Genomic DNA, 22,986 nt, shown 5'->3' on the forward strand with positions numbered 1-22,986 from the left:
CGTCGTGGGTCTGGGAGGGCCTGAAGTGCTTCGTACAGTGAGAGCAACGAAAGGCTTTCTTCATTCGTCACGGATGCTCTCTTGAGCGTCAAGGTAGTATAATCCATATGAGATTTCCTTTGTGGTTTTGAAGTTTTTTGTATTCTACAAGGAAATCTCTTTTTTTTCACCTCCTCTAGGAGAATTGGAAAGCCCTGCGTTTCTACAGAGCCTTCCAAATCTCTTTTGTGCAGCCTGCAGGCGTTTTCCATTCCTCTCCAGTACATTGGATCTGGCGTCCTACCCCCGCTAGATAAGCCAGGCCGTGAGAAGATGCTTGACAGAGTTCTGCCGGGGCGCTTATCATCTGAACGGAAGAGATAAGCAATCGCGCCGCGCACAGAGGGCGCGATCCACAAGAAAAATGTGAGGATACATTTCATGTTCACCCTGCGCAGTTACAGGCCCACTGATCAGGAGGCCATCGAATATTTGCATGTGTATGCTATTCAGCAGGCTGGAGCCTACCTGGGGCGTGGCCCCTGGGATGATGATGTCTATGCGATTGAAGCAGCGTATCTTAACAATCAGGGAGATTTTTTGATCGGTGAATGGGATGGTGTTTTCGTCGCCATGGGAGCTTTTCATCACACAAGTCAGGAACGTGCCGAAATCAAACGCATGCGTGTCCATCCCGACTATCAGGGACGTGGCTTCGGCCAGTTGATTCTCAGCGAACTCGAAACCCGCGCTCGCGCCATGGGCTATCAGACACTGCATCTGGACACTTCAGTTGTGCAGCTTCCCGCCCAGAAACTCTACGAGAAAAATGGCTATTACGAAGTAGGCAGAGATGTGTATCAGGGCCTCGAAGTAATTTTGTATGAGAAGCAATTAGGCCCCAAATACAAGTCTCCCTCACAGTGAAGTGAAGGAGGCTTGTATTGGTGTTGATTGACAAACAGGCTGTGGATAGGTGATTAATCAGAAATAGGAAATGAGCAAGTGGCTGAAATAGTTATACCATACTTGTTACACGCTCTTCTTTTGCTTTTGCTACTTCTGTCGAAACAATAACTTCCCCGGAGGGAATACCAAACACATGATGTCCTTTAAGACAATAATATTGCCAGTTGCCACGTCTGTCTTTGCGTGGAATCATCTCAGTTTTGATGTCAACTAATAAAACTCCTAGCCCGTGGTCATGCGAGCATAGAGAATGTTTTGGTGCTGGTAGATTCATTTTTGTCCTCGCTTCTGCGCCCACTCGCTCTCTTCTACTCTATGAACATTGCCCGTAAGCATGCTTCCTATTTCACTACTACTTATTAAGACGAAGAACTTGCATCAATCCTCAAAGATCTGAGACCAATCAGAGGCAAAAAGATACGATATTAAGATTTTTTAATACGATGATCATTCTTTGAGGGCTCCGGCGGCGATGTTGGCGATAAAGTGACGACTGCCCAGGAGGAAAATGATCAGCAAAGGGATCGTTGCCAGCAGGGCACCAGCCATGACCATGCCATAATCGGTACTATAAATGCCGTTCAGTTGGGATAGTGCGACCTGTAAGGTGTATTTGGCGGGATCGTTGAGGATGATCAGCGGCCACATGTAGTCGTTCCAGGCGTGGATAAAGGTGAAGATGCCCAGGAAGGCCAGGGCGGGACGCAATACCGGCAAGGCAATATGCCAGTAGAGGCGGAAGTGTCCACAACCGTCAATACGTCCGGCATCGATCAGTTCGCCCGGTACCGAGGAGGATGCATACTGGCGCATCCAGAAAATGCCGAACGCAGTCACCATGCCTGGCACGATCAAGGCTTTAAAACTGCTAACCCAGCCCAGTCTTGCCATTAATACAAAGGAGGGGACCGCGGAGAGCTGCGAAGGGATCATCATGGTTACCAAAAGGATGACAAAGAGTGGATTTTTGCCCCGAAAGGTGAATTTCGCAAAGGTGAAGCCCGCCAGCGAACAAAAGAATACCACCAGCACTGTCTCTGTACACGCGACCAGTAAAGTATTGGTGAACGCCCCAAAAAAATTGATGGCAAGCCAGACATGGACAATATTCTCCCAGAGCTGGCTGCCAAACACAAGTTTGGGTGGATAGCTGAAGATATCGCTGGACTTACGCGTCGCCATGACAATCAACCAGTAAAAAGGAAACAGGGAGATAGCTGTTCCCAGCAACAGAATAATATGCAATACAACACTTTTTATCTGAATATGCCATCTTATGCTCTTCTTTACCATTTTCGAGACAATCATGGCAACTATCCTCTTTTCCGAATACAATACGCTTCGCTAAGCCCGCCTGTGGGAGAAATCATGATTGGTGTTTGCCTGGGCGCTGGACTACGATCCAATTGAGGAGCGAGAACAGGGCAATCACGGCAAACAATCCCCAGCCAATCGCGGCCCCATAGCCAAATTGATAATTAGCGAAGGCTTGCTGATAGAGATAAAGCACCATTGTCATCCCCTGTCGGCCAGGGCCACCATCGTTGCCCAGCAGCACCTGTGGCTCGGTGAAGACTTGCATGCCACTGATGGTCGAGGTGATGACCGTGAACAGGATGACTGGTCGCAGTAGTGGTAGCGTGATGCGCGCGAAAATCTGCCGGGAGGTCGCACCATCGATCTGAGCCGCCTCATAGAGTACCGAGGGGATATTTTGCAGACCCGCCATAAAGATGAGCGCGTGATAGCCCAGCGAACGCCAGAAGATCATTGCCGCCAGCGCAATCTTTATTCCCCAGGGATCACTTAGCCAGGCGATGCGTGGCAATCTCAGGACGGTTAGCAGGGCATTCAGGAGGCCAAACTGATTGCTAAACAGTGAGCTAAAGATGATGGCAAGCGCAACCAGCGAGGTGATATGCGGCAGAAAAAAGGCGATACGATAGAAACTACGTAGCTTTACCAGTGGCGAGGCTAGCAGGAATGCCAGCACGACAGAGACGGTCAACATAGGAATATTTGCCAGCAACCAGATTTCTAGCGTATTGACAATCGATTGCCAGAAATAAGCATCGGTCAGCAAATAAGTGAATTGGTGCAGGCCAACAAACTGCATAGTCCCGATGCCATCCCATTTCTGGAATGAGAGATAGAGCGAGAAGGCCAACGGAAACAGTCCAAAGATCGCAAACAGGATATAGAAGGGCGCGATAGAAAGATAGAGTGGAATGGCATGCCGGGCTGTGCTGTGCCGACGGGCTCCCGCTATGGCAATGGGGATAACCGCATCGGACGGCGGCTCCATTATAGGCGGAGGACTCATAATACTCATCACATGCACTCCTTTCACCAATAGTTCTCTGATAGCGAGCAAACAAGCAAATCAGCAGTATAAGACAAGAAGCAATCTCAATGGGAGAGTTCTCTTTGAATTTGTTGCTGAGCATCCTGCCAGGCGGATTGTGGATCGGCATTCTGCATTTCAATGGAGGTCAGGCCACGTTGTAATACATTCTGCACGACATCGCTTTGAGAATTTGTATAGACAGGTTGAATATGCTTAGCAATCTGACTGAAGATGTGCGTTGTGACCTGCCCCCCAAAGAAGGGCTCCGGCTGCGCAAGAGTTGGACTGCTCAGGCTCGCCAGCGCGGAGGGATAGAGTCCATTGTCCCGGTAGGAGATGCTTTGATTTTGCGCCGAAAGCAGCCATTTCGCGATTTCAAACGCCTGCTGAGGATGCTGTGAAGCCTTTGTCACGGCCAGAAATGATCCTCCTGAATTGCCAGGGCCGCCCGGAGCGGGTGCGATACGCCATTTACCCGCCGTATTGGATGCTGAATCGAACAGGCGTCGTTTCAGCCAGACGCCACCCACAAACGAAGCTACGGAGCCGCTACTGAGCGCCGCACTCCAATCGGTACTATAGGAGGTAGCCTTCGCACTCAAATCCAATTGATGGATGCGTGCCGCATAATCCCATGCTCGTCGAACCTGAGATTGATCCCCAATATAACGATCAGGAGCGGCGAAATATTGCATCGGACTTTGAGCCATGATTTGATTAAAAACAGCATTGATGTTGTCGAAAAGATGAATTGCGCCCTGTGTCGCTTGCTTCATTTGTATACCGGCACGAATATAATCGTCCCAACTTTTCAAATGTGCCGCCACCGCTGCTGGATCAGTGGGCAGGCCCGCCTGGCGAAAAAGATCTGTGCGATAGAAGAGTGCGATAGGCCCGGTATCCATAGGGAGCGCGATAACACGCTGATCGGGAGCTACAGCCTGCCGCCACTTCCACGGTAAGTATCCCGCCTGCAAGGCCGTCGCGCCCAACGTGCGCAAATCCACAAATTGATTCTCATCGGGAAAATAGCTTGCGATATTGGCATTCATACCCACCAGATCAGGAATATTCGCCTGCCCGGCCAGCGCAGTACGCAACCTGGTATCATAACTACCGCCAATTTTGAGCGCCCGAAAATTAATCTGTGGAAAGCGCCGTCCCACCTGAGCCAACAAGTTATCGTCAAGCGAGCGATTCCAATACCACAACGTCACCGTCACTTTATCAGCATGTAATCCCGCCTCGGAAGCCGCCAGGAAAGGCAACTGGCAGCCAGTCAGCAATAGAAGCATTGCGCAGAACAGAGAGGCAAACACGCAACGCTGGCTCAAATTGGTCATTGGACACACCTCTTTACAATCGTATCTGACGCTTCTTCACTTAGAGATATCGTCCTCTGAAGCAGAAAAACAAGGGCCACAAGCACAAAAAAACCTGGCCCGGTGGAGATATTCGCCGGGCCAGATTGAACTTGTACAATCTTGCTATGGTATTATCTTATATAGAATGCTCTGGCAGTATTTATTCACCAAACCAGCGAGCCGTTAAAGTGTGCTCCTTCTCATCGGGTGAATAAGCAACTACAGCACTAGCAGAATCGTTTAATTTCACAACCCAGATGTTGTCAGACAGGGCCTTCAATTTCTCAGCCTTCACTGCCGGCACACGCTCTGGCGCGATACCATAAAAATCACATGCGGCTTGAATTACCTCAACAGGTGCTCCAGCAGATTGACGTTTCCAAAATCCGAAAAGGTTCATGATGCTTCCTCTTGTGTCTTAAAAGGGCACACCAAGGAACCGCTTTGCTCGAAGAACGACGTTGGTCTAGTGACCTGGCGAACCATATTTTTTATAGACAGACATTGATGCTTCCCCACTTCCTATGCCGGCACATCCCGGCTGAACAATACATGGATACTCTATAGGGCATAGCCTCAAACAAACAAGGTGGATAATCCACTTTCCACTTCACCTATTTCTACGAAACAGCACCATAAATGGTCACTAAATAAAGCAGCATTTTAAAGAATTATGTGGAAATTGTAGCAAATTGGGAGAAACACAGTTATACATAGTGATATACATACAGGCGTAACAACGACAAAACAGCAAGCACTCCATGACCCTCCCTGGGAGATGCTTAGCCCAAAAGTACTGGTTTTTCAAGGTCTATCCAGGCTGGCGGAAAAGTGAAACGCTGGATCTGACATCTGGCAGAGTAGCTATGCAGCGAAAAAAGTTGTACAATAGGGTTACCACTAAAAACGATAAACACAGAACGTAAAAATGCATCGGCGCTTTCCTATACATACAGGGACCTGATTATTTCCCAATCATGCATTTTCCTGCTATGTCAGAGGACGCAATCGGAGGTGGTACTATGAATAATCCTGTAGATTTGTCATTCTTACGTTTTTTACATATTGCAAGGGAGGTTTGGTAGTGAACACATCCGAACAAAAAATCTCATCGACCCATCAAGTTACGGATAAGATCATCCAGATCCTGAAGAAAAACCCCAGTATTAGTGACGCCGATCTGGCGGAGCAGGCAGGACTCAAATCCGAAGCTGCTGCCCGTGGCTGGCGCACAGTTGCCGAAGAAACCATCAAAGGTTGGAAGTGGGGCTATTAATTAGCGCTGGATTCTATAGATACATATAATGGTGTCTTAATATGGGATAGACCCATTCATATTTATGGCGCTGTGCAATACAAAAAAGTCGGCCTTCTTATTTATGAAGAAAGGCCGACTTTTTTTGTGATTGTCATGTACTATCATTTGACAGCCGGTAGTGTAAAACAGAAGCAACTCCCCTGTCCGGGAATCCCTGTACTCTCAACCCAGATACGACCACCCATTACTTCTACTAATTGCTTGCTGATATACAGACCCAGACCAGTTCCCCGCACAGAGCCCGTCATATCCCTCTTCAAGCGTACCGCCTTCTGAAAAAGATTAGGCATGTCCGCCGCCTGCACGCCTGGCCCGGCATCCTGAACACGCACACAGACATGTGGGAACACCCCGTTTTCAGAGATCAAAGTCGCGCTGATCGTAACTGTCGTGGCCGCCGGTGAATATTTGAGAGCATTCGAGAGGATATTCCCAAGGATGCGCTCAACATGCTGCCAGTTCGCCCAGACAGCCATAGTATCAGGAATATCTATGTGCACCTCATGCCCTTGCAGATTAATCCTATCCAACATCGCCAGGGCGCACTTGCCCAGAGGGATAGAGGCCAGCTCGAAAGTAGCCCGACCACTCTCTAAATGGGTAGCTTCCAGGGCAATATCCACTAATAATTCAAGCTCGTTACATCCATGAGCGGCATGTTCTAGAAATTCCACACGCGTCTCGATATCCAGATGTGCATGATTTTCCTGCAAAAGATCGATATATCCTCTAACTTCCGTCAATGGGGTACGCAACTCATGACTAATGTTCAATAAGAACTGATCTTTTAAATCATTGAGATTCTGTAGCCTTTCTGACGCCTGGGTCATCTGTAACTCTGCCTGCTTCGTCTTTTGGCTCGCTTGAACAGCCAATTGTAAAGCCAGATGCGTGCCACGTATGGCACATGTCTCAACAAAGAAGATCACAGCACCAAATACCATCAATGGAAAGAACAGCAATCCTCTGCCCAACAAAAAAAGGACCAAAAAAAATAGCATGACAATAACGCTAATGCAGAAGGAAGCCGGGCGTAAAGGCAAGAACCACGCGACATAGGCAACGGGCAGCATCAAGAGAATGATAATCAAGCGATCAAACGGCGAAAGCATAGCTGGCAGAAAGAGCAGCAAACAGAACAAAAATGCCAGGGTACCTATTCCCCAGCGTAGCATCGGAGATAGATGCCGCAGATATGGTAGTAAAGCATGCAATTTAAGCAAGCTTCTCCCTCCTCTCCTCGAGAAAGTTTTTTGGGCATAACCATAGGCGTTCGGGGTTGAAAATTTATCCTCTATCATTTTCTCCACACAGTGTATAGCTCAACCTGTTTTAGATATAGACAGTAATCCTTGATCGATTTTTAGAGAAAAAACACAAGAATGCTGGCTTATCCATGCCAGCGGTCGATGCGCTAGCATACGATATGATGCTATGTGGTACCTATTTTCTTAGCATCTTCTTTTCTATAACCTGATAAACGTCAGCTAGATCGATAAATCGGATTCTTGTGTACTTATTGGCTATGGAATAGCTAGTGTAAGAAAAATACAGCTTGCACATCTTATAAATAAGGTCCCATGCTATTCTTATGGATTATATGTCTATAAATGAGAAGACGGATTGTACATTGCAAAATGAGAATATATCAGTAAAAACACAGGGCAAGAGGACAAAAATACTATTTGGGGTGCAACCCCAATCCCCAATCATTGCCGCCTGCGGCGGCAGGAGGGGGGGGTGGAGAGGATGTGGGGAACACCCCACACCCCGGCAGGGGGATTGACATCCCCCTGCACCCCCTGCTGCTGCGGTGCAAGCTGGGAGGGGGGGATTTCTCCTATTGCCGAGGCTGGGGATTGCCTGTACTCCCTGCTGCTGCGGTGCAAGCTGGGAGGGGGGGATTTCTCCTATTGCCGAGGCTGGGGATTGCCTGTACTCCCTGCTGCTGCGGTGCAAGCTGGGAGGGGGGGATTTCTCCTATTGCTGAGGCTGGGGATTGCCTGTACTCCCTGCTGCTGCGGCGGTCGCGATTGCCTGCATCCCTGCTACTGCGGCGGTCGGGCTCGGTGGCTCGTACGATTCATCGGGCCTCATCGTAAAGGATGAGGCCTTCTTTGTTGAGAGGGCTTTTTAGTAGGATTGGGCGACGTTTTGGAGGTCGCCGTTGAGGAAGGTATGGATGTTTTCGATGGTGGTGTCAAGGATGCGGAGCAGGGCTTCGTTGGAGTTGAAGGCGACGTGGGGAGTGATGATGACGTTGGGTCGCCGCTGTAACATGTTGCTTTGGACGAGCATGCGCAGTTTGGCTTCAGCTCCGGGTTCGTTGAGCAGTTCTTCTTCGCGTTCCAGAAATTCTTCTCCTTCAAATGTGTCCAGCGCGACTCCGGCCAAAATGCCTTCATCAAGCGCCCAGGCTACGGCAGGGGTGTCGACGAGGGTGCCACGTGCGGTATTGACGAGATAGGCTCCTTTTTTCGTCTTTGCGAGGGTGTCGTGGTTGATCATGTGGTAGGTGGCGGGCAGCGCTGGCGCATGGAGCGTTACGATGTCTGCTTGCTGTAACAGGGTGTCCAGTGAGACAAAGCTGAAACCCAGGACCTCTTCCAGGAGACGATTGCGCTTGCGCTGGATTTCATCAAAAACAATGATACGCATGCCAAAACCTGCCGCAATGCGGATGACGCGTAGACCAATCGCGCCAGCACCAATCACACCAAGCGTCTTACCATAGAGATCAAAGCCTCGCAGCCCTTCCAGATTATAATCGCCGCGCTTTGTGCGGGACTGCGCGAGATGCACTTTGCGGGATAGAGTGAGTAGCAGGGCAAAGGTGTACTCTGCAACGGCTGTCTCGCCATAGCCTGGGACATTACAGACCGGGATCTTGCGTTCACGCGCCGCTTCAAGGTCGATATGGTCAAAGCCGGTAGAGCGGGTCGCGATAAGCTTGAGATTGGGCATTGCGGCAATTTCTGCACTCCCGATCTGGGAATGGATAAATGGCATGATAATCTCAACATCCTTTAAGTCTGTAAGAGGAAGTTCTGCCAGGGGACCTTCAATTGTCCGTAATATAACCTGTGCCCCCAGTTTCTCTGCGATATGTTTTGCCTCATCTGACTTCACTTCGGTCGCCAGTGCCAGCATTTTCGTCTCTTCCATAATGCAAAAACCTTTCATCCAGAAATACTATAACTATTACCCTATACGCCCAGTACCATCATAAAGTAATCCGCGCCTTCACGGTATAGAATTTACCTCACAACCACGTCACAGAATTTGCCTTACCGCTCCAGCACAAAATTTGGTCAATAATCCCCATTCAAATGTGTCCCGCTGTGCTAAAAATTCTCACCATAGGAATTTTCGGTACTTCTTGACCAATATGGCCTAAAAAATTGAGGATCATAAATTTACACTATATTGTCACGAGTACAAGCAGTGAAAAACATCCTGCTTACGAAGACACAGTGAAAATGATCACCTCGCGGAAGCAACTATGTGGCGAGGCAAACAACCTCAAAAGGGAGAAGCATCATGAATCTAGAGCGCATTAAATATCAGACCTGTCCATACGATCAGGAAGAAGGCATTTTAGTGACAGACCTTGAAGAGGTGATCCCAGAAACTGACAACGATGGCAACCTGCAATACTATTGTCCAACTTGCTCAAACACGTTTGTCTACTGTGATTGCGATACCAGCTATCGCCGCTAGCCATTACAGGAAACGAGCCAGAAAGCCCTGTCCATTCATGGCAGGGATGAATGGCTGAATGGCTCTTCCTGATTGACAACCATTAAAACATTTGGTAGACTCTCCTGTATGAAATGAAGCCATTGCAAAAAGATTCGTCTGAAGACGATGAGGCACAATACCCACCTCACGGTTGGTTGGGCTTCATGCACCACAAGAACAAGTGGTTGGTACCCAGGGGCACTCGGAAACCTGCAAACCTCGGTTTGCGCAACGCTTCTGGACATGTGGACCGCTACCTTTCAGTTGTGAGACTGATGGGCAAGTCTCATGGATGAAGGAAGAATCCCTATGCATTTATGCCAGGGAGTGTCAAAACAGAGCCAATTCAATACATACTATCAGATCACTCAAAAATAGTGCCAGCATACAATCTCCACAATGAGGAGTATTGCCAGGCGCTATTTTTTTTACCCTACGAAGGCGTAAATAGTCATATTTGCAAGAATTCTTTTTTTTTGCTATGCTCTCTATTGACTAAACTACTTAGCATATGCTAATATCTTAGCAGGAAGGTCGGATATTAGTACGACCTAATAAAGAAAAATTGTAACGAGAAAACATCATTCCCCAATATTTACGTCCAAGCAAAAGGAAGATGTCGTACGTTTGAAGGAGATGAGAGCAATGAAGCAAGTACATACACAACACACTTGCGCTCTTTGTACTACCCCACTGAAATGGTGGAATACACAATCCTGTTTAGATTGTGGGAGAACAATTTGTAGCCGGCATGCCTGTGCATTAAAGCGCAACCACAGTTCAGTATTACATTCCTACTGTGTGCACTGCTCAGCCAAACATCTGAAAATTACTCCCGAGACAACGGCACGCCAGACGAAATCACTCCATCTTTCATAAGATAACATTCACATCACAAAAACAGACAAAACCGCCTTGCAAAGCTGCGCAAGACGGTTTTTATTTGTTCCTTTTCTCCTCAACCTCTCCTCGCTCCTTCTTATTAACAAGCAAACACAGTAACCTTGCAACAGGATAGACCGTGATACTTTTGTGATGGGTCTGTACAAAGTTGTGCTTACTATGTGATCAATCATTGGTACACTCTACCTGTTGAAAGATTTAAAAAGGTACATTTGAGATATTCACCAGACAGACCCGAATAAATAAGAAAGCAACGTATATCTGGAAAGTTGCCCTTATAATCTCTACGATAGGGGAGATGGATTCCGGATTTACATGGAACAAAGGAGTAGAAGTAGACATGGGCGATCAAATTTCTCATATTACTGGACAGTCTGACGTTTTCATGCCATCGGGAATATTTAATGTTGAGGCGACTTATCAGCGCTTACAAAGGCGCTTTGGGGATCGCGTTCGGCGTAATGAGCCACTGGCACTGCACAGCGCCTTTGGGGTAGGCGGTACAGCGGATATCTGGCTCACTGTCGATATGCAAAATGAATTGACTGGACTGGTGAGTTTCTGTGCAGAAGAGCATTGTCCTCTGCTGGTAATTGGGAATGCTTCAAATATCATCTTTACCGAAGGCGGTGTACGCGGCATCGTGGCCAGGATGGCTGGAAATGAATATCATATCGACGAAGAGGCGAATGGCACTGCACTCTTAAGCGCCAGCGCGGGTTGTAATTGGCCGAATCTGGCCCGTGAACTGGCACCGCTGGGCTGGCGGGGTCTGGAATTTGGTGTGGGTATCCCAGGCACCCTGGGCGGTGGTCTGGTCAGTAATGCTGGCGCGCATGCGCATGAACTGGGTGAAATACTGGAATGGATTGAAATGCTGGATGCGCGTGGCTGCAATATGGAAGGCGATGCGCTCTCTTTACCCATCAGAAAACACTATAAAAAAGAAGATCTGGATCTGGGCTACCGCTATAGTCGTTTCCGAAAGGGACACGAAAGCGTTATCGACGCACAGGGAAAGATGCTTCCCGTCCCTCATCAATTGATTGAACCAACTGAAATCATACTCACGCTGGGCATACGTTTGCAGCGCGAAACCCCGCGCGCGTTAATCGAACATATCTCGGAATATCGCGCTCGACGGCTAGAGAATGAACCATTAGAGAGCCACACCGGCTCAATCTTTAAAGATACCCCACAGCGGCTTGCGAAAGATCTCATCGAACAAGTTGGTCTGAAAGGCTTCACAATGGGCAAGGCCCAATTTTCCGAGCGCAACGCCAACTATATTGTCAATCGCGGGGATGCCACCACCAACGATATCGTGTCGCTGGTTGAAATGGCCCATCGGCAGGTATTAGAGAAAACCAACATCAATCTAGAACTCAACGTAGAATTACGCGGCGCTTAACGCAAACAACACATCATCTCAAGCCAGCAGCAGGGTTTCGCAAAAGTTGCCCTCCATCCCATTGCTGTCTGCAAACAGGCCGCCTGAGTTGTTGACCAGTTGTGTTTTGACGGGCCGCCAGCCCGTCAAAACACAACTGGTCAACAACTCGTAAGCGCCGGAGGCGCGAACAATGCGTGAGGAGCATGACCTTTGCAAAACCCTGTTATCTAAAACATATCTATTTTAATTTAGTAATGTGTGAATGAAACGCGGAGCCCTACCAGGAGGCGCAGTGGTCGATCAAGCACTCTTCTAAAGTGGTGACTTGCTCGATCAGCATGGCAACAGATGGCCAGGCTCCCTGCGTAGCAGAATATTGTGCCTGACCAAGGAGGCGTGCCTGCTGGTCGAGCAGACGCGCAGCCTCTAGTTTCTGTCCTTCTGCCAGAAATGCCTGAGAGTCGAGTTTGCGCCGGACCGCCAGGGGCAACGCCCAATAGCGCAGATGCTCGGCCAGGCGCTCCGGTACCTCGGCATGCAGGGTCTGCGCCAGCATGCGCAAGGCGCGCACGCCTCCGTAAACTGCTGGCCCTCCAGGATCTCGTTGCAGGCTGGCGGGAACCAATGACAGTGTGCGTGCAATCATTTCCTGGCGGCTGACTGTCTCGACCTGCCGAAAGGCTGAACGGAGTGTATAGGCGGCATTATCAATATGTTCGAGTCTCTCAGCGCGCCAGGCTTGAAGCAGTTCAGAGAGAGGCAGCGTCGCGTAAGGGAAGCCTTTTGGGTCGTGAACTCGGACATGCTCGTGTTCAATTGCCAGAACCACCAGGAAATGATCGCTTCCGCCAGCAAAGCGGTAATGGGGATTATAGGTTAGATAGCCCATGTCTAGTGGACCGAGTAGTACCGGACCCTGTTGGATGGCGGTATGCAGGCGCTGGAGGGCTAGCTGTTCATCTCCTCCACGCTCTAACTGGCATGCCCAACCCAGTGCCTCTAGCGCGCGAGTTAAGCCCTGGTCAACTGGATCTCCGTCGAAGAAAAAGACTTGAGCCTCGCGTAGATAGGTATTACCAAAGGGCATGGTGGTAAGACACTCCAGAAAACCAGGTGCTGGCAGGGTAGCGGGATTCGCCCCGCCTCCAAGCAGGCTCATATGCAGACTATAAGCATAGCAATAGTCGCTGTTTCCAACGTATGGGAGCATATATTTTCTCCTTTCAGTATCTGCCTCGACTTTCTGAGGCTACTGTTTCCCTATCATCCTGATCTCTCGTATTCAGGACGACAGGGCTATTTCCTGCTGTCGAAGCAGTGATGGTTCCTCTAAGAACAAGGATATATCGAATTTTATGAGTATGTCAAGTTTTATAATATATTTTGAATTTTAAATTGAATTGTTGAAATATTCAATTTAATAGGGAAATATAGTGTGAGATATGGCTCTCCGTCCTTGCGGGTGAAAGCGGGGTGCAGGGGCGGCAGCCCATGACGGAGCGCGAGGTGTCCTCGCAAACTCCCCCTCCTCTCAATCCCCCGGAAGGGGCGTTCGGCATGATAAAGCCCAGACTGGCAACAAGTAAGAACAAAAGTGGGAGCACCCCGACGAGACCGATTCCCGTGATCACCACCACCAGCAAGATGAGACCAGCACTGGCAAAAGCTACCACTCCTCCGGTCAGTAGCCTTTGTGGCGACACTTGGTTCACAAGCTTAGCACTCAACAGACTCATACTGGCGAGTCCGAGGGCATTGATGCCGAACAGCAGGCCAAAGAGCTGGGGCGAGAGACCGTAGATGTTCTCTAAGACGAATGGGGATATGGAAATGTAGATCATAGCGGCTGCAAATACGAAACTACTAGAAAGAGCATAGCCAACAAAACGTTTGTTGAGCAGCAAACCACGGAAAGACTGTAAGGTGACCAGGATGCCGCCGCTCTGGCGTCGGGACGTTTCTAGTGTCTCGCTGAGTCCGAATGTGGAGGCCAGAAGGGCTGCAATCCCGAGGAGTGCCAGCGCGACAAAGACTCCACGCCAGGAGGTAAACGAGAGTAACTGACCGCCAAGCACAGGTGCGACGATGGGAGCAAGAAAATTGACCGTCATCAGCAGAGAGAGGCAACGGACCAGAGCACTCCCAGCATAGAGATCGCGGGCGATAGCAAATGCAATCACGATCCCAGCAGCCCCAGCAAGTCCTTGCACAAAACGGAGGAGAGAGAGGACGGCTACCGAGGGTGCGGCGATACAAAGCAAAGATGCAAGCACGTAGACCGCGATGCCGATGAGCAGAGGCCAACGCCGCCCACGAGCGTCACTGATAGGCCCGACGATGATCTGGCCGAGCGAGAGACCGAGGATACAGGCAGTCAGGGTAATTTGGGTAAGCGACATCGTGGTGCTCAGATCGTGGCTTACTGCTGGGAGAGAGGGCAAGTACATATCGGTAGACAGCGGAGCAAACGCCGTCAGTCCACCCAGGATAAGCACGGCCTCACTCTGATCCTGGTCGATGTCTCCTTGCTTTCTGTCATTATATGATTGGTTTTCGCAGGTGTAGGGGGAAGTGTTGCTTCCTGATTGCTTTGTTGCGTTGATGAAGTTTTCTGTATGGACATATTCTTTCCTCTTTGTGCTTCTATGTAGGATAAATCATCGACTGATAGCCTCTGCTTCGTGTTTGTCTTCTTGGAGGTATGAGAGGTTCCTTTCTTCATGCTCTCGCTCCTCTCGAAGCGAGAGCATGTTGTTCTTCATTCCTTTGCTTGTCAGGAGTATACTCGATCTGCTATAATGAAAGCAAGTCATATTTGTCATAAACCTATGAAAGATATTCATATGAACTTTTCGCAACTCCAAAGCTTTGTTGCCTTAGTAGACACAGGCAGTTTCACAGAAGCAGCCTACAGCATTGACCTGACACAATCAGCGGTGAGCCACGCTCTTTCGGCTCTGGAAAGCGAATTGGGCGTGACCCTGCTGGAGCGTAGCCGCAAAGGGGGAGTGGTGCTGACAAGCACCGGACGAACGATCATCCCACACGTGCGCGCTTTGCTGGCCTCGGCCTCGGCCATCGAACAAGAAGCAAAGGCTGCGCGTGGCGAGGTAAGTGGGAAACTCCGCCTGGGCAGTATCGAATCCATCGTCTCCCCAAGTTTGCTTGCCAGTGTCTTAACTAGCTTTCAAGCCTCATATCCAGACATAGAAGTAGTGCTGTTTGAAGGCGCGATGCACGAAGTGGGTGAGTGGATTGAGCAAAGCATCATTGACGTTGGGTTTGTGGTCCTTCCTGCGGGAGAGCTTGAGAGTACGCTGATTACCACAGACGAACTGTGTATCCTCGTTGCGTCCGGGCATCGTCTGCATGCGAAAACGGTCGTGACGCCCAGAGAACTGCGTGAAGAAGGATTTGTGATGGAAAAGACCGCATGCTCACTGCAACTCATGAAGAAGGCTGGCCTTGAGGTGAGCAGAACTGGACCGCATATTCGTTATCAAGCCAGTGATAGCGCAACGATCCTTGCGATGGTTCGTGAGGAACTTGGGATCACTCTCATGCCACGTATGGTGCTCCCAAAAAGGCTTGAGGGCGTGGTTGCTCTTCCCCTTGATCCACCACCACCATTGCAAATCGGTCTCGCTGTCAGGTCGCAAAAAATGGCATCAAGAGGAGCGAAGTTGTTTATCCAGACAGCCCTAACCTGGGCACAAGGGCAAGCTTCGCTGCTTGCTAGCACTCGTTGAGTTTCCTAGAAACAAGTCCACAAGGGAATATAGTTATATGGTACGTCATATCTTTTCGTCAAAAAAACACTGAGAGGCCCGCTATAAAATATCTTATTATTAGAAGAGTAAATATGTCATTATTTGTCCATGGATTTATATGTTGCGTTGTTGGCGGAGCCAGGCGGTGGCAAAGTCAATGGAGGCGCGCTGGGGAAGCAGACGTGCGGGGGCCTGTCCGACTTTGCCGATGTGCACTTGATCAGTTTGCTCAAAATCATGACCGATGGCGGGAAAGATGTCGGAGTTGATGTCTAGATCTTTGAAGCGTTTCCAGACGCGTACTCCATTTTCGATGATGGGTGCGCCCAATGTGACTTCAGGCGTGCCTGGACAGCGATATTCCGCCAGATGAAATGAGGTGTTGCGATCATAATCGACACCGAGCAGTAACGTCCAACCGGCCAATTCGTACATCCGCGCCAGTGGCGATTGCTCTCCCAATCCATATTCAAGCCCATGGCCTTCGGTAATCAGGCGTGCATGTTTTCCACGGGCTGCGAAGGAGACCTGTGGATGGTTGCTACGCAGCGTGCCTGGATAGGTCCGAAACGTCTCGGGGACCGCTCCCATCAGATACGACGGCGTAATCTCAGGCTGGAAGGCTGGCATAGCCTTATAAATAATATCCCACCAGGGTTGCGGCACAGGCGGATTTGACCAGTTGGCAGGATCCGAATAATTCCCGGTTTGGGTCGGCATGACCAGCGTGCCATCCTCAGTCAAGACGTCCAGCAACGCCTGGACCAGGGCCACTGGCCCACCACACACCCAGCCCAGCGAGCGCAAAGATGAATGCACGATTACCGTCATACCTGCCTGCAATCCCAGTTGCTGTAAATCATACGCCAGACTCTGGCGTGTACATGGTTGCGGCGTAGCCTGGACAACTTGTTCTTCAGACATAAATCTCATCCCTTTCTCTAGCCTGATCAGACTACCATCAACACCACAAAAATGCAAGAGTTCGCGGTGCTCCCCCTTGACAAATGGAGCAGTTCAATTCTATAGTAGTAGTGCCCACTACTACTATAGAATTGAGAAAGGATGCCTGGCTCGTGAATATTGCAACCATCGAAGAGATGAAGCATCTCGGCTTTACTGGAGCTGAAGCCCAGATCTATATTTTTCTGCTCCAGCATCCACTCTCAACGGGCTATGAGATCAGTAAAGGTACGCGCCTGCCGCGTGCCAATACCTATCAGGCACTTGAAACCTTGACGGTTAAAGAGCGTGTTACTGCTGTGAGCGCTGATCCGGTACGCTATGCTCCGGTTCCACCTGAACGTCTATTGAAGCATATTCAAGAGGAGACAACACAGCGTTGCCAGAGCCTTGAACAGCAGTTGAGCGCACTCAAACAGCCAGATGACGTGGGTCATTTCTGGGAGCTGAATGAGCAGGCTCGCATTGAGACGCACTTGCATGAGCTGATCACACGTGCCCAACATCGTATAGCAGCCAGTCTGTGGGCTGAGGATCTCACACGCTTCGCAGACGCCTTGCGCGCGGCCAGAGATCGCGGCTGCACAGTCATATTGAATCTTTTTGGTGAGGCCAGCGCCGATTACGCTATGATCTACCAGCATGAAGGTCCCGAACAGGTGGTGGGAGGTCATGTTATCGCGCTCACAATCGACTTCGAGGAAGCTCTGGTCGCATCCCTGGATGCACCAGTGACAGGAGTCGTCACCCAGAATCGCACCATGGTACGAATCGTAGAAAAATTTATTCGCGATGAGTCATATTTAGCCGCGATCTATGAACATCTGTCACCTGAACTGGAGGCGACCTTTGGTCCCCATCTGGTACAGCTGCGCCGTGGCCTCCTACCAACCGAGGACGCGGAAAAACTGGTCGCCATCACTACCATGGGATCACAACCAATCAACTTACCATCAAATCTAGATATATCGCTACATGAAGCGTTCACGTTTGGAGAGGAGTAGCCATTATGGCTGGAACAGTAACCGTAGTTGTGGGAACACAGTGGGGGGATGAGGGAAAAGGCAAGCTCGTGGACCTGTTGAGCAAAGAAACAGATGTCTGCATGCGCTTCCAGGGCGGTGGCAATGCAGGTCATACCGTGGTAAACGAGTACGGTGAATTCAAACTCCATCTGGTTCCCTGCGGTATCTTCAATACCGGCTGCATCTGCATCATGGGAACTGGCACTGTCGTTGATCCACTGGCCCTGTTAGCCGAGATGGCAAGCATCGAGGAGAAGGGCGTCTCAACCGAGCACCTGTTTATTTCCAATCGTGCCCATGTCGTGATGCCTTATCATAAGTTGTTAGACAAAGTCGAGGACGAGGCACGCGGCGCGTATCGCGTCGAGACCACCGGACGCGGCATCGGTCCGGCTTATACTGACAAAGTGGGACGCATCGGCATTCGCTTCAACGATCTGTTGCATGAGGATATGCTGCGTGCCAAGTTGACGGCTGTCGTGCGGAAGCATAACACGATCCTGGAACATGTCTACCACCAGCCCCCCTTTGATGTTGAAAAGTTGATTGCCGATGCTCTTTCCTGGGGCCAGCAACTCCAATCACGGATCATTGATACTGTACCAGTCGTGCGAGCGGCCCTGGCGGAAAACAAGAATATCCTGCTCGAAGGCCAGCTAAGCGCGATGAAAGACATTGACTGGGGCTCTTATCCCTTTGTCACCAGTTCATCCCCGACCGCTGCGGGAGCCGCTGCAGGAGCGGGTATTCCACCCCAAAAAATCAATCGCGTGATCGGCGTTGCCAAGGCTTACAGTACTCAGGTCGGCACCGGACCAATGCCGACGGAATTACATGATGAGCAGGGTACAAATCTGCGTAACCTGGGTGGCGAGTATGGCGCAACCACCGGACGCCCACGCCGTATCGGCTGGTTTGATGCGGTCGTCACACGCTATGTCACCGAGATCAATGGCTGTACCGATCTCAACATTACCAAACTGGACGTATTGGATACGCTAGCCGAGATTCCTATCTGTACCGGCTATCGTTATAATGGTCAGTTGATCGAATATCTGCCCGATGAAATTATCCATGAGAAATGCGAGCCAGTCTACGAAATCATGCCCGGCTGGCAGCAATCCACCCTGGAGGCCAAAACCCTGCAAGATCTTCCCGTCAATGCTCGTGCCTATCTCAACCGTCTGGCCGAACTGGTCAATGTGCGCATCCATAGCGTCGGTGTCGGTCCTAACCGCGACCAGACCATCATGGCTGAATAAAGAGTATACTTTCATCCTAACCCATCTTAAAAAGCCAGCCTTCTGTAATAGCACTAGCACTATTGCAGAAGGCTGGCTTTGCTCTTATATAAAAAGTTCAAATCCTTGAAACTAAGACATGCTCAGCTCTTTGTCCAGGATGGGCTGCTTGCCGCAAAAAACAGGTCTTTAAAGAGCGAAGGCGCAAACAGAATGGTTCCCCAGACACAGAGGTATTTATGCGATGCTGTGGTGCTTTTGCCAGAGCCATTGAACGGCGATCAGAGTCTTGGCGTCGCGGATCTCGCCACATTTAAGAACATTCCAGAGCTCATCAAATGAGACTTCAATCAGCTCAATGTCTTCGTGTTCGGAGGCCAGGCCACCGCCGGAGGATATTCTGTCAGCATTGCTTACTTCGGCATAGTAAAGATAAATGCGCTCAGAGGAGCCGCCGGGCGAGACGTAAAAGTTGCCGATGGGCGTGACCTGTTTGACCTGATAGCCTACCTCTTCATGAATCTCACGCTTGACCGCGTCATCTGGCTGCTCATCCTTATCAATCATGCCTGCGACCACCTCATGCAACCAGCCCGGTCCTTTCTCCAACGTCGGATAGCGGAATTGATTGGTCATCAGGACCTTCTGTGTATCGGTATTGACGAGCAGGGCCGCTACGGCATCACCACGCTCCATCAACAAACGCCGGACAGCCTCACTCATCTGACCATCAAAACGTCGGAAACGCAAATGGGTCTCTTCGATCTTAAAAAAATCATCCAGCAGCAAACGCTTATCCAGTATTTCCACTTTCTTGTCCATAAATACCCTTTCTCATCATCTATATAAAATCGAGTTATTGTACATTCTCAGGCACACTCTGACACACCTGAAAATAATCAGGGTAGTAACACCTCTCTTATTAATACGTAGAATGGATGACTGGAGTCGCTGATGTATGAGACAAACTGCGCTACACATCTGCATCCTTACGGTAGGGCTTTCTTGCTCGTACAATTGCAGCTCCACATCCATACTCCAACAGGAGAGGATGGTAACATCGTGGAGCATTAAAGAAAACCTTTTCTAGCCATTTGTTGGGATACATGTCATAATGAGGGATAGGTAGAGTATGCAGTCAATCTACACCAGCGTTGTATTTGTAGAAAGAGGCAAAAAACGATGAAATTTGCATTCAGTACCCTTGGTTGCCCACAATGGACGACGGAAGAGGTTGCCGATAACGCGGTACGCCTGGGCTATAGCGGCGTGGAGTTACGTCTGCTGGATAATGAGGTGATCGATCCTGTGCGCGATGCGGATAAAGTGCGCGCCGCGGTGACGCTCTTTCACTCACGCAATCTAGATGTGTGTGCCTTTGATACATCCTGCACCTTTAATGTGAGCGATGCCGCCGCACGCGCTCAAAATATCGAGGCTCTTCGTGCCTGGTTACGGTTGGCGCAAGAGCTTAAGGTGCCGATCCTGCGCGTCTTTGGTGGCGCGGGCAGCGGCGAAAATATTGAGCAGGAGAATCAATGGGTCGTTGATGCGTTGCGCCAGGTTGCTGCACAGGCCGAAGAGGCCGGTGTCATTGTGACACTTGAGACCCATGATGGCTTCTCGTCAGCCCGGCGTACCGCCCAGGTATTAGATGCGATCGACTCGCCCGCCATTGCCGCGTTGTGGGATAGTCATCATCCCTATCGCGTTGGTGAATCTGCCGAACAGGTATGGCAATGGCTGGGAAAACGGGTCGCACATGTTCATGTTAAGGATGCACGGCGCGATAGCAGCGAGTCTTCTGGCTGGAAACTTGTGCTGATGGGCGAGGGTGAAGTGCCGGTACATACACAATTACAAAGCCTGTTCGAACATGGGTACAAGGGCTATGTGTCGGTAGAATGGGAAAAATACTGGCATCCTGACATTGAAGACGCAGAGATTGCTCTTCCTCAGCATATACTATGGCTCCATAGCGTAGAAGAGAGTCTCCAATATCAGGAAAAATAGCGCACAGTAGCATCAATACAGCTATCAATAGTAACAAACTTAACATACATTGCAAACATCCTATTCCTCATGGGCGTGCACACAGAAATTTTTCTACTCAAGGAGCTGATTTCTGGGATGTACGCCTATTCCATCTCACAAAGTAGGTAGCCCCCTTAAAACAGGAACGTGTTTCATAACTCTTTGCCAATAAAAATGACATATGGCATCTTTTGTTAATAAGAAAATGTTAAAAAAAAGAACATTGTAAAATTTTTATGCTATATTATGCAATTCTTACCCTAATTGTGTGTATAATAGATATATAGAGATTAGCAAGGAGGAAAAGCAGTACGATGGGTTATATCATCCGTCAGATAGAGGTAGACGATTATGCACCTATAATTCAAGTGGTGGATGCATGGTGGGATAATCGCCCAATGGCCAGTATGCTCCCCAGGCTCTTTTTTATCCATTTCCAAAAAAGCAGTTTTGTCGTTGAAGATGGAGGAAAACGTGTCGGCTTCCTGGTTGGTTTTCGATCACAAACATATCCTCGACAGGCTTATATCCATTTTGTTGGTGTTGACCCATCTTACCGCAATCAAGGTATTGGACGCTTGCTCTATTTACGTTTCTTTACCCTGATGCGCGAGTGGGGCTGCACGGAAGTCCATAGTGTCACCTCACCACAAAATAAAAGCTCGATTGCCTTTCATCAACGTCTCGACTTCACCATTCAGCCCGGCGATGCTGTCCTCAATGGTCTGGCCGTCACCACGAATTATGATGGTCGCGGCGGCACACGTGTACTCTTAAAAAAGAGTCTGACATCCGAGGATCATTACTAACCGGTCAGGCCTGTATCGGCAGGCACGAGATGAACTCATGCGCTGATGAGGCATATACCTTATACCTGCCGAAAGCCAAATTTAGTCGATAAATAAAAATTCATCAATATATAGATGCTGTATAAAATGCAGCCAGGATAACAATAGATGGAGTAATCATATATCATTGACAGCAGAGCAAGAGTGCAATTCTGGATTAGACACCGCCGAAGGCCGAGAAACCACCATCGACAGGCACGACGATACCAGTGACAAATTGGGCCGCCGGACTAATCAGCCAGAGTAGTGTTCCCACCAGATCATCAGCTTCGCCCAGGCGCGCCATAGGAGTATGATCCAGAATGGTGCGACCACGTGCCGTATATTCACCCGTGGCTTTGTCCGTCAATAGGAAGCGATTTTGATCGGTTAAAAAGAAGCCCGGGGCAATCGCATTGACCCGAAGCGAGGGGCTGTATTCTTGCGCCATATGCACCGCTAGCCATTGTGTGAAATTTGTAACTGCCGCTTTAGCCGCGCTATACGCCGGGATACGGGTCAGGGGACGCAACGAGTTCATCGAAGCGATATTGATAATACAACCTTGCCCTCGCTCAGCCATGCTGCGTCCAAATACCTGACAACATTTGACCGTCCCAGAAAAATTGAGATCCACGACGCGATCAATCGCCTCATTATCCAGATCAAAAAAGGAGAGATCCGGGGATGTTGTTGCAGCAGGCTGATTGCCACCAGCACCATTAACCAGAATATCGATAGGGCCAAAACGCCTGGTTATTGCTTGCAGCGCCTGTTCCAGCGCAGTTCGATCCATGACATCGCAGCCCAGTCCCAGAGCATTCCCGCCCTGCTCCTGAATCGTGCTGGCAACTTTTTGCGCAGACTCCTCATGTCGGCTCACAATCGCCACGTTCACACCCGCCTGCGCCATCGCATAGGCCATCGCACTTCCTAAACCGCCGCTCCCACCAGTGATTACAGCAGTTTGCCCTTTTACATTGAAAAGTGATTGAAGTTGTGACTCGTAACTCATATAATCTCTTTCATACTTGCAATTTGGCTCGTTAAAAGCCTGACCATCTATACAGCCATTGTAACATAATTACTCAGTTACTTCATTATAAACTCAG

Annotated in this window: 23 protein-coding genes; 9 read left to right on the forward strand and 14 right to left on the reverse strand. The window is 49.5% G+C overall.

Translation table 11 applies throughout. From position 1 onward, the window contains the following. The first annotated feature begins 420 nt into the window (after nucleotides 1-420). Nucleotides 421-906 carry a GNAT family N-acetyltransferase gene (locus tag F1593_RS23225; RefSeq protein ID WP_149403948.1) on the forward strand — a complete coding sequence of 162 codons (486 nt, stop codon included), beginning with the start codon at nucleotides 421-423 and terminating at the stop codon, nucleotides 904-906. 91 nt (nucleotides 907-997) lie between these two features. Here the strand turns inward: F1593_RS23225 and F1593_RS23230 are convergent, their stop codons facing one another. From F1593_RS23230 to F1593_RS23250, 5 genes are all read right to left on the reverse strand, one after another. Beyond that, nucleotides 998-1,246, reverse strand: a complete 249-nt coding sequence (locus F1593_RS23230) for a hypothetical protein (protein WP_216368973.1) — start codon at nucleotides 1,244-1,246, stop codon at nucleotides 998-1,000. 149 nt (nucleotides 1,247-1,395) lie between these two features. Then, a complete protein-coding gene (locus F1593_RS23235; RefSeq protein ID WP_235932675.1) occupies nucleotides 1,396-2,256 on the reverse strand; it encodes a carbohydrate ABC transporter permease in 861 nt (286 codons plus the stop codon). Nucleotides 2,257-2,314: 58 nt separating this feature from the next. Then, on the reverse strand, nucleotides 2,315-3,271 hold the full coding sequence (locus F1593_RS23240) for a carbohydrate ABC transporter permease (protein ID WP_371873901.1): 957 nt from the start codon (nucleotides 3,269-3,271) through the stop codon (nucleotides 2,315-2,317). Nucleotides 3,272-3,357: 86 nt separating this feature from the next. Then, a complete protein-coding gene (locus tag F1593_RS23245; RefSeq protein WP_149403950.1) occupies nucleotides 3,358-4,638 on the reverse strand; it encodes an extracellular solute-binding protein in 1,281 nt (426 codons plus the stop codon). Nucleotides 4,639-4,819: 181 nt separating this feature from the next. Next, nucleotides 4,820-5,059, reverse strand: coding sequence for a hypothetical protein (locus F1593_RS23250; protein ID WP_149403951.1), 240 nt, complete (start codon nucleotides 5,057-5,059; stop codon nucleotides 4,820-4,822). Between the two features lie 684 nt (nucleotides 5,060-5,743). Between F1593_RS23250 and F1593_RS23255 the strand changes: the two genes are divergently transcribed. Next, on the forward strand, nucleotides 5,744-5,935 hold the full coding sequence (locus F1593_RS23255) for an Lrp/AsnC family transcriptional regulator (protein ID WP_149403952.1): 192 nt from the start codon (nucleotides 5,744-5,746) through the stop codon (nucleotides 5,933-5,935). A 143-nt stretch (nucleotides 5,936-6,078) separates the two neighbouring features. On the opposite strand, the gene F1593_RS23260 is transcribed toward F1593_RS23255, so the two are convergent. Both F1593_RS23260 and F1593_RS23265 read right to left on the reverse strand, forming a co-directional pair. After that, nucleotides 6,079-7,200, reverse strand: coding sequence for a sensor histidine kinase (locus F1593_RS23260; protein WP_172632379.1), 1,122 nt, complete (start codon nucleotides 7,198-7,200; stop codon nucleotides 6,079-6,081). A 910-nt stretch (nucleotides 7,201-8,110) separates the two neighbouring features. Next, the gene (locus F1593_RS23265) at nucleotides 8,111-9,142 is read right to left on the reverse strand and encodes an NAD(P)-dependent oxidoreductase (RefSeq protein WP_172632380.1); all 1,032 of its coding nucleotides are present in this window, start codon (nucleotides 9,140-9,142) and stop codon (nucleotides 8,111-8,113) included. A 375-nt stretch (nucleotides 9,143-9,517) separates the two neighbouring features. On the opposite strand from F1593_RS23265, the gene F1593_RS23270 reads away from it, so the two are divergent. Beyond that, nucleotides 9,518-9,697, forward strand: coding sequence for a hypothetical protein (locus tag F1593_RS23270; protein WP_149403955.1), 180 nt, complete (start codon nucleotides 9,518-9,520; stop codon nucleotides 9,695-9,697). Nucleotides 9,698-9,700: 3 nt separating this feature from the next. Here F1593_RS23270 and F1593_RS28600 read toward each other — a convergent pair whose 3' ends face one another. After that, on the reverse strand, nucleotides 9,701-9,853 hold the full coding sequence (locus tag F1593_RS28600; protein WP_172632381.1) for a hypothetical protein: 153 nt from the start codon (nucleotides 9,851-9,853) through the stop codon (nucleotides 9,701-9,703). Between the two features lie 1,108 nt (nucleotides 9,854-10,961). On the opposite strand from F1593_RS28600, the gene murB reads away from it, so the two are divergent. Next, complete coding sequence (gene murB / locus F1593_RS23275; RefSeq protein ID WP_172632382.1) at nucleotides 10,962-12,032, forward strand: UDP-N-acetylmuramate dehydrogenase; 1,071 nt, start codon at nucleotides 10,962-10,964, stop codon at nucleotides 12,030-12,032. Nucleotides 12,033-12,050: 18 nt separating this feature from the next. Here the strand turns inward: murB and F1593_RS23280 are convergent, their stop codons facing one another. From F1593_RS23280 to F1593_RS23290, 3 genes are all read right to left on the reverse strand, one after another. Then, nucleotides 12,051-12,230, reverse strand: coding sequence for a hypothetical protein (locus F1593_RS23280; RefSeq protein ID WP_149403957.1), 180 nt, complete (start codon nucleotides 12,228-12,230; stop codon nucleotides 12,051-12,053). Nucleotides 12,231-12,291: 61 nt separating this feature from the next. Next, nucleotides 12,292-13,224 (reverse strand): YobF C-terminal domain-containing protein, encoded by a 933-nt coding sequence (locus F1593_RS23285; protein ID WP_149403958.1) that lies wholly within the window; start codon nucleotides 13,222-13,224, stop codon nucleotides 12,292-12,294. A gap of 202 nt (nucleotides 13,225-13,426) precedes the next feature. Then, nucleotides 13,427-14,509 (reverse strand): multidrug effflux MFS transporter, encoded by a 1,083-nt coding sequence (locus F1593_RS23290; RefSeq protein ID WP_235932677.1) that lies wholly within the window; start codon nucleotides 14,507-14,509, stop codon nucleotides 13,427-13,429. 348 nt (nucleotides 14,510-14,857) lie between these two features. Here F1593_RS23290 and F1593_RS23295 point away from each other — a divergent pair, with 348 nt between their 5' ends. Then, nucleotides 14,858-15,763: a LysR family transcriptional regulator gene (locus F1593_RS23295; protein ID WP_149403960.1), complete on the forward strand. Its 906-nt coding sequence runs from the start codon at nucleotides 14,858-14,860 to the stop codon at nucleotides 15,761-15,763. A 135-nt stretch (nucleotides 15,764-15,898) separates the two neighbouring features. Here the strand turns inward: F1593_RS23295 and F1593_RS23300 are convergent, their stop codons facing one another. Then, nucleotides 15,899-16,708 (reverse strand): AAC(3) family N-acetyltransferase, encoded by an 810-nt coding sequence (locus F1593_RS23300; protein WP_149403961.1) that lies wholly within the window; start codon nucleotides 16,706-16,708, stop codon nucleotides 15,899-15,901. A 152-nt stretch (nucleotides 16,709-16,860) separates the two neighbouring features. Here F1593_RS23300 and F1593_RS23305 point away from each other — a divergent pair, with 152 nt between their 5' ends. Together F1593_RS23305 and F1593_RS23310 are read left to right on the forward strand one after the other, a co-directional pair. Beyond that, nucleotides 16,861-17,751, forward strand: a complete 891-nt coding sequence (locus tag F1593_RS23305; RefSeq protein WP_172632383.1) for a TrmB family transcriptional regulator — start codon at nucleotides 16,861-16,863, stop codon at nucleotides 17,749-17,751. A gap of 5 nt (nucleotides 17,752-17,756) precedes the next feature. After that, nucleotides 17,757-19,034, forward strand: a complete 1,278-nt coding sequence (locus F1593_RS23310) for an adenylosuccinate synthase (protein WP_149403963.1) — start codon at nucleotides 17,757-17,759, stop codon at nucleotides 19,032-19,034. A gap of 216 nt (nucleotides 19,035-19,250) precedes the next feature. Here F1593_RS23310 and F1593_RS23315 read toward each other — a convergent pair whose 3' ends face one another. Beyond that, a complete protein-coding gene (locus F1593_RS23315; RefSeq protein ID WP_149403964.1) occupies nucleotides 19,251-19,835 on the reverse strand; it encodes an NUDIX domain-containing protein in 585 nt (194 codons plus the stop codon). Between the two features lie 360 nt (nucleotides 19,836-20,195). Between F1593_RS23315 and F1593_RS23320 the strand changes: the two genes are divergently transcribed. After that, nucleotides 20,196-21,026 carry a sugar phosphate isomerase/epimerase family protein gene (locus tag F1593_RS23320; RefSeq protein WP_149403965.1) on the forward strand — a complete coding sequence of 277 codons (831 nt, stop codon included), beginning with the start codon at nucleotides 20,196-20,198 and terminating at the stop codon, nucleotides 21,024-21,026. A gap of 335 nt (nucleotides 21,027-21,361) precedes the next feature. After that, the gene (locus F1593_RS23325; protein WP_149403966.1) at nucleotides 21,362-21,856 is read left to right on the forward strand and encodes a GNAT family N-acetyltransferase; all 495 of its coding nucleotides are present in this window, start codon (nucleotides 21,362-21,364) and stop codon (nucleotides 21,854-21,856) included. Between the two features lie 196 nt (nucleotides 21,857-22,052). Here F1593_RS23325 and F1593_RS23330 read toward each other — a convergent pair whose 3' ends face one another. After that, a complete protein-coding gene (locus F1593_RS23330) occupies nucleotides 22,053-22,889 on the reverse strand; it encodes an SDR family oxidoreductase (RefSeq protein WP_149403967.1) in 837 nt (278 codons plus the stop codon). Nucleotides 22,890-22,986 lie beyond the last annotated feature (97 nt).

Origin of the sequence: Dictyobacter arantiisoli (assembly GCF_008326305.1) — a bacterium.
Lineage (GTDB): Bacteria > Chloroflexota > Ktedonobacteria > Ktedonobacterales > Ktedonobacteraceae > Dictyobacter > Dictyobacter arantiisoli.

What these genes read in the sequence shown, in the direction of transcription:
- F1593_RS23225 (WP_149403948.1), top strand. Translation starts at nt 421, where the DNA reads ATGTTCACCCTGCGCAGTTACAGGCCCACTGATCAGGAGGCCATCGAA.
- F1593_RS23235 (WP_235932675.1), bottom strand. Translation starts at nt 2,256, where the DNA reads ATGATTGTCTCGAAAATGGTAAAGAAGAGCATAAGATGGCATATTCAG.
- F1593_RS23240 (WP_371873901.1), bottom strand. Translation starts at nt 3,271, where the DNA reads ATGAGTCCTCCGCCTATAATGGAGCCGCCGTCCGATGCGGTTATCCCC.
- F1593_RS23245 (WP_149403950.1), bottom strand. Translation starts at nt 4,638, where the DNA reads ATGACCAATTTGAGCCAGCGTTGCGTGTTTGCCTCTCTGTTCTGCGCA.
- F1593_RS23250 (WP_149403951.1), bottom strand. Translation starts at nt 5,059, where the DNA reads ATGAACCTTTTCGGATTTTGGAAACGTCAATCTGCTGGAGCACCTGTT.
- F1593_RS23265 (WP_172632380.1), bottom strand. Translation starts at nt 9,142, where the DNA reads ATGGAAGAGACGAAAATGCTGGCACTGGCGACCGAAGTGAAGTCAGAT.
- F1593_RS23270 (WP_149403955.1), top strand. Translation starts at nt 9,518, where the DNA reads ATGAATCTAGAGCGCATTAAATATCAGACCTGTCCATACGATCAGGAA.
- murB (WP_172632382.1), top strand. Translation starts at nt 10,962, where the DNA reads ATGGGCGATCAAATTTCTCATATTACTGGACAGTCTGACGTTTTCATG.
- F1593_RS23285 (WP_149403958.1), bottom strand. Translation starts at nt 13,224, where the DNA reads ATGCTCCCATACGTTGGAAACAGCGACTATTGCTATGCTTATAGTCTG.
- F1593_RS23295 (WP_149403960.1), top strand. Translation starts at nt 14,858, where the DNA reads ATGAACTTTTCGCAACTCCAAAGCTTTGTTGCCTTAGTAGACACAGGC.
- F1593_RS23300 (WP_149403961.1), bottom strand. Translation starts at nt 16,708, where the DNA reads ATGTCTGAAGAACAAGTTGTCCAGGCTACGCCGCAACCATGTACACGC.
- F1593_RS23310 (WP_149403963.1), top strand. Translation starts at nt 17,757, where the DNA reads ATGGCTGGAACAGTAACCGTAGTTGTGGGAACACAGTGGGGGGATGAG.
- F1593_RS23315 (WP_149403964.1), bottom strand. Translation starts at nt 19,835, where the DNA reads ATGGACAAGAAAGTGGAAATACTGGATAAGCGTTTGCTGCTGGATGAT.
- F1593_RS23320 (WP_149403965.1), top strand. Translation starts at nt 20,196, where the DNA reads ATGAAATTTGCATTCAGTACCCTTGGTTGCCCACAATGGACGACGGAA.
- F1593_RS23325 (WP_149403966.1), top strand. Translation starts at nt 21,362, where the DNA reads ATGGGTTATATCATCCGTCAGATAGAGGTAGACGATTATGCACCTATA.
- F1593_RS23330 (WP_149403967.1), bottom strand. Translation starts at nt 22,889, where the DNA reads ATGAGTTACGAGTCACAACTTCAATCACTTTTCAATGTAAAAGGGCAA.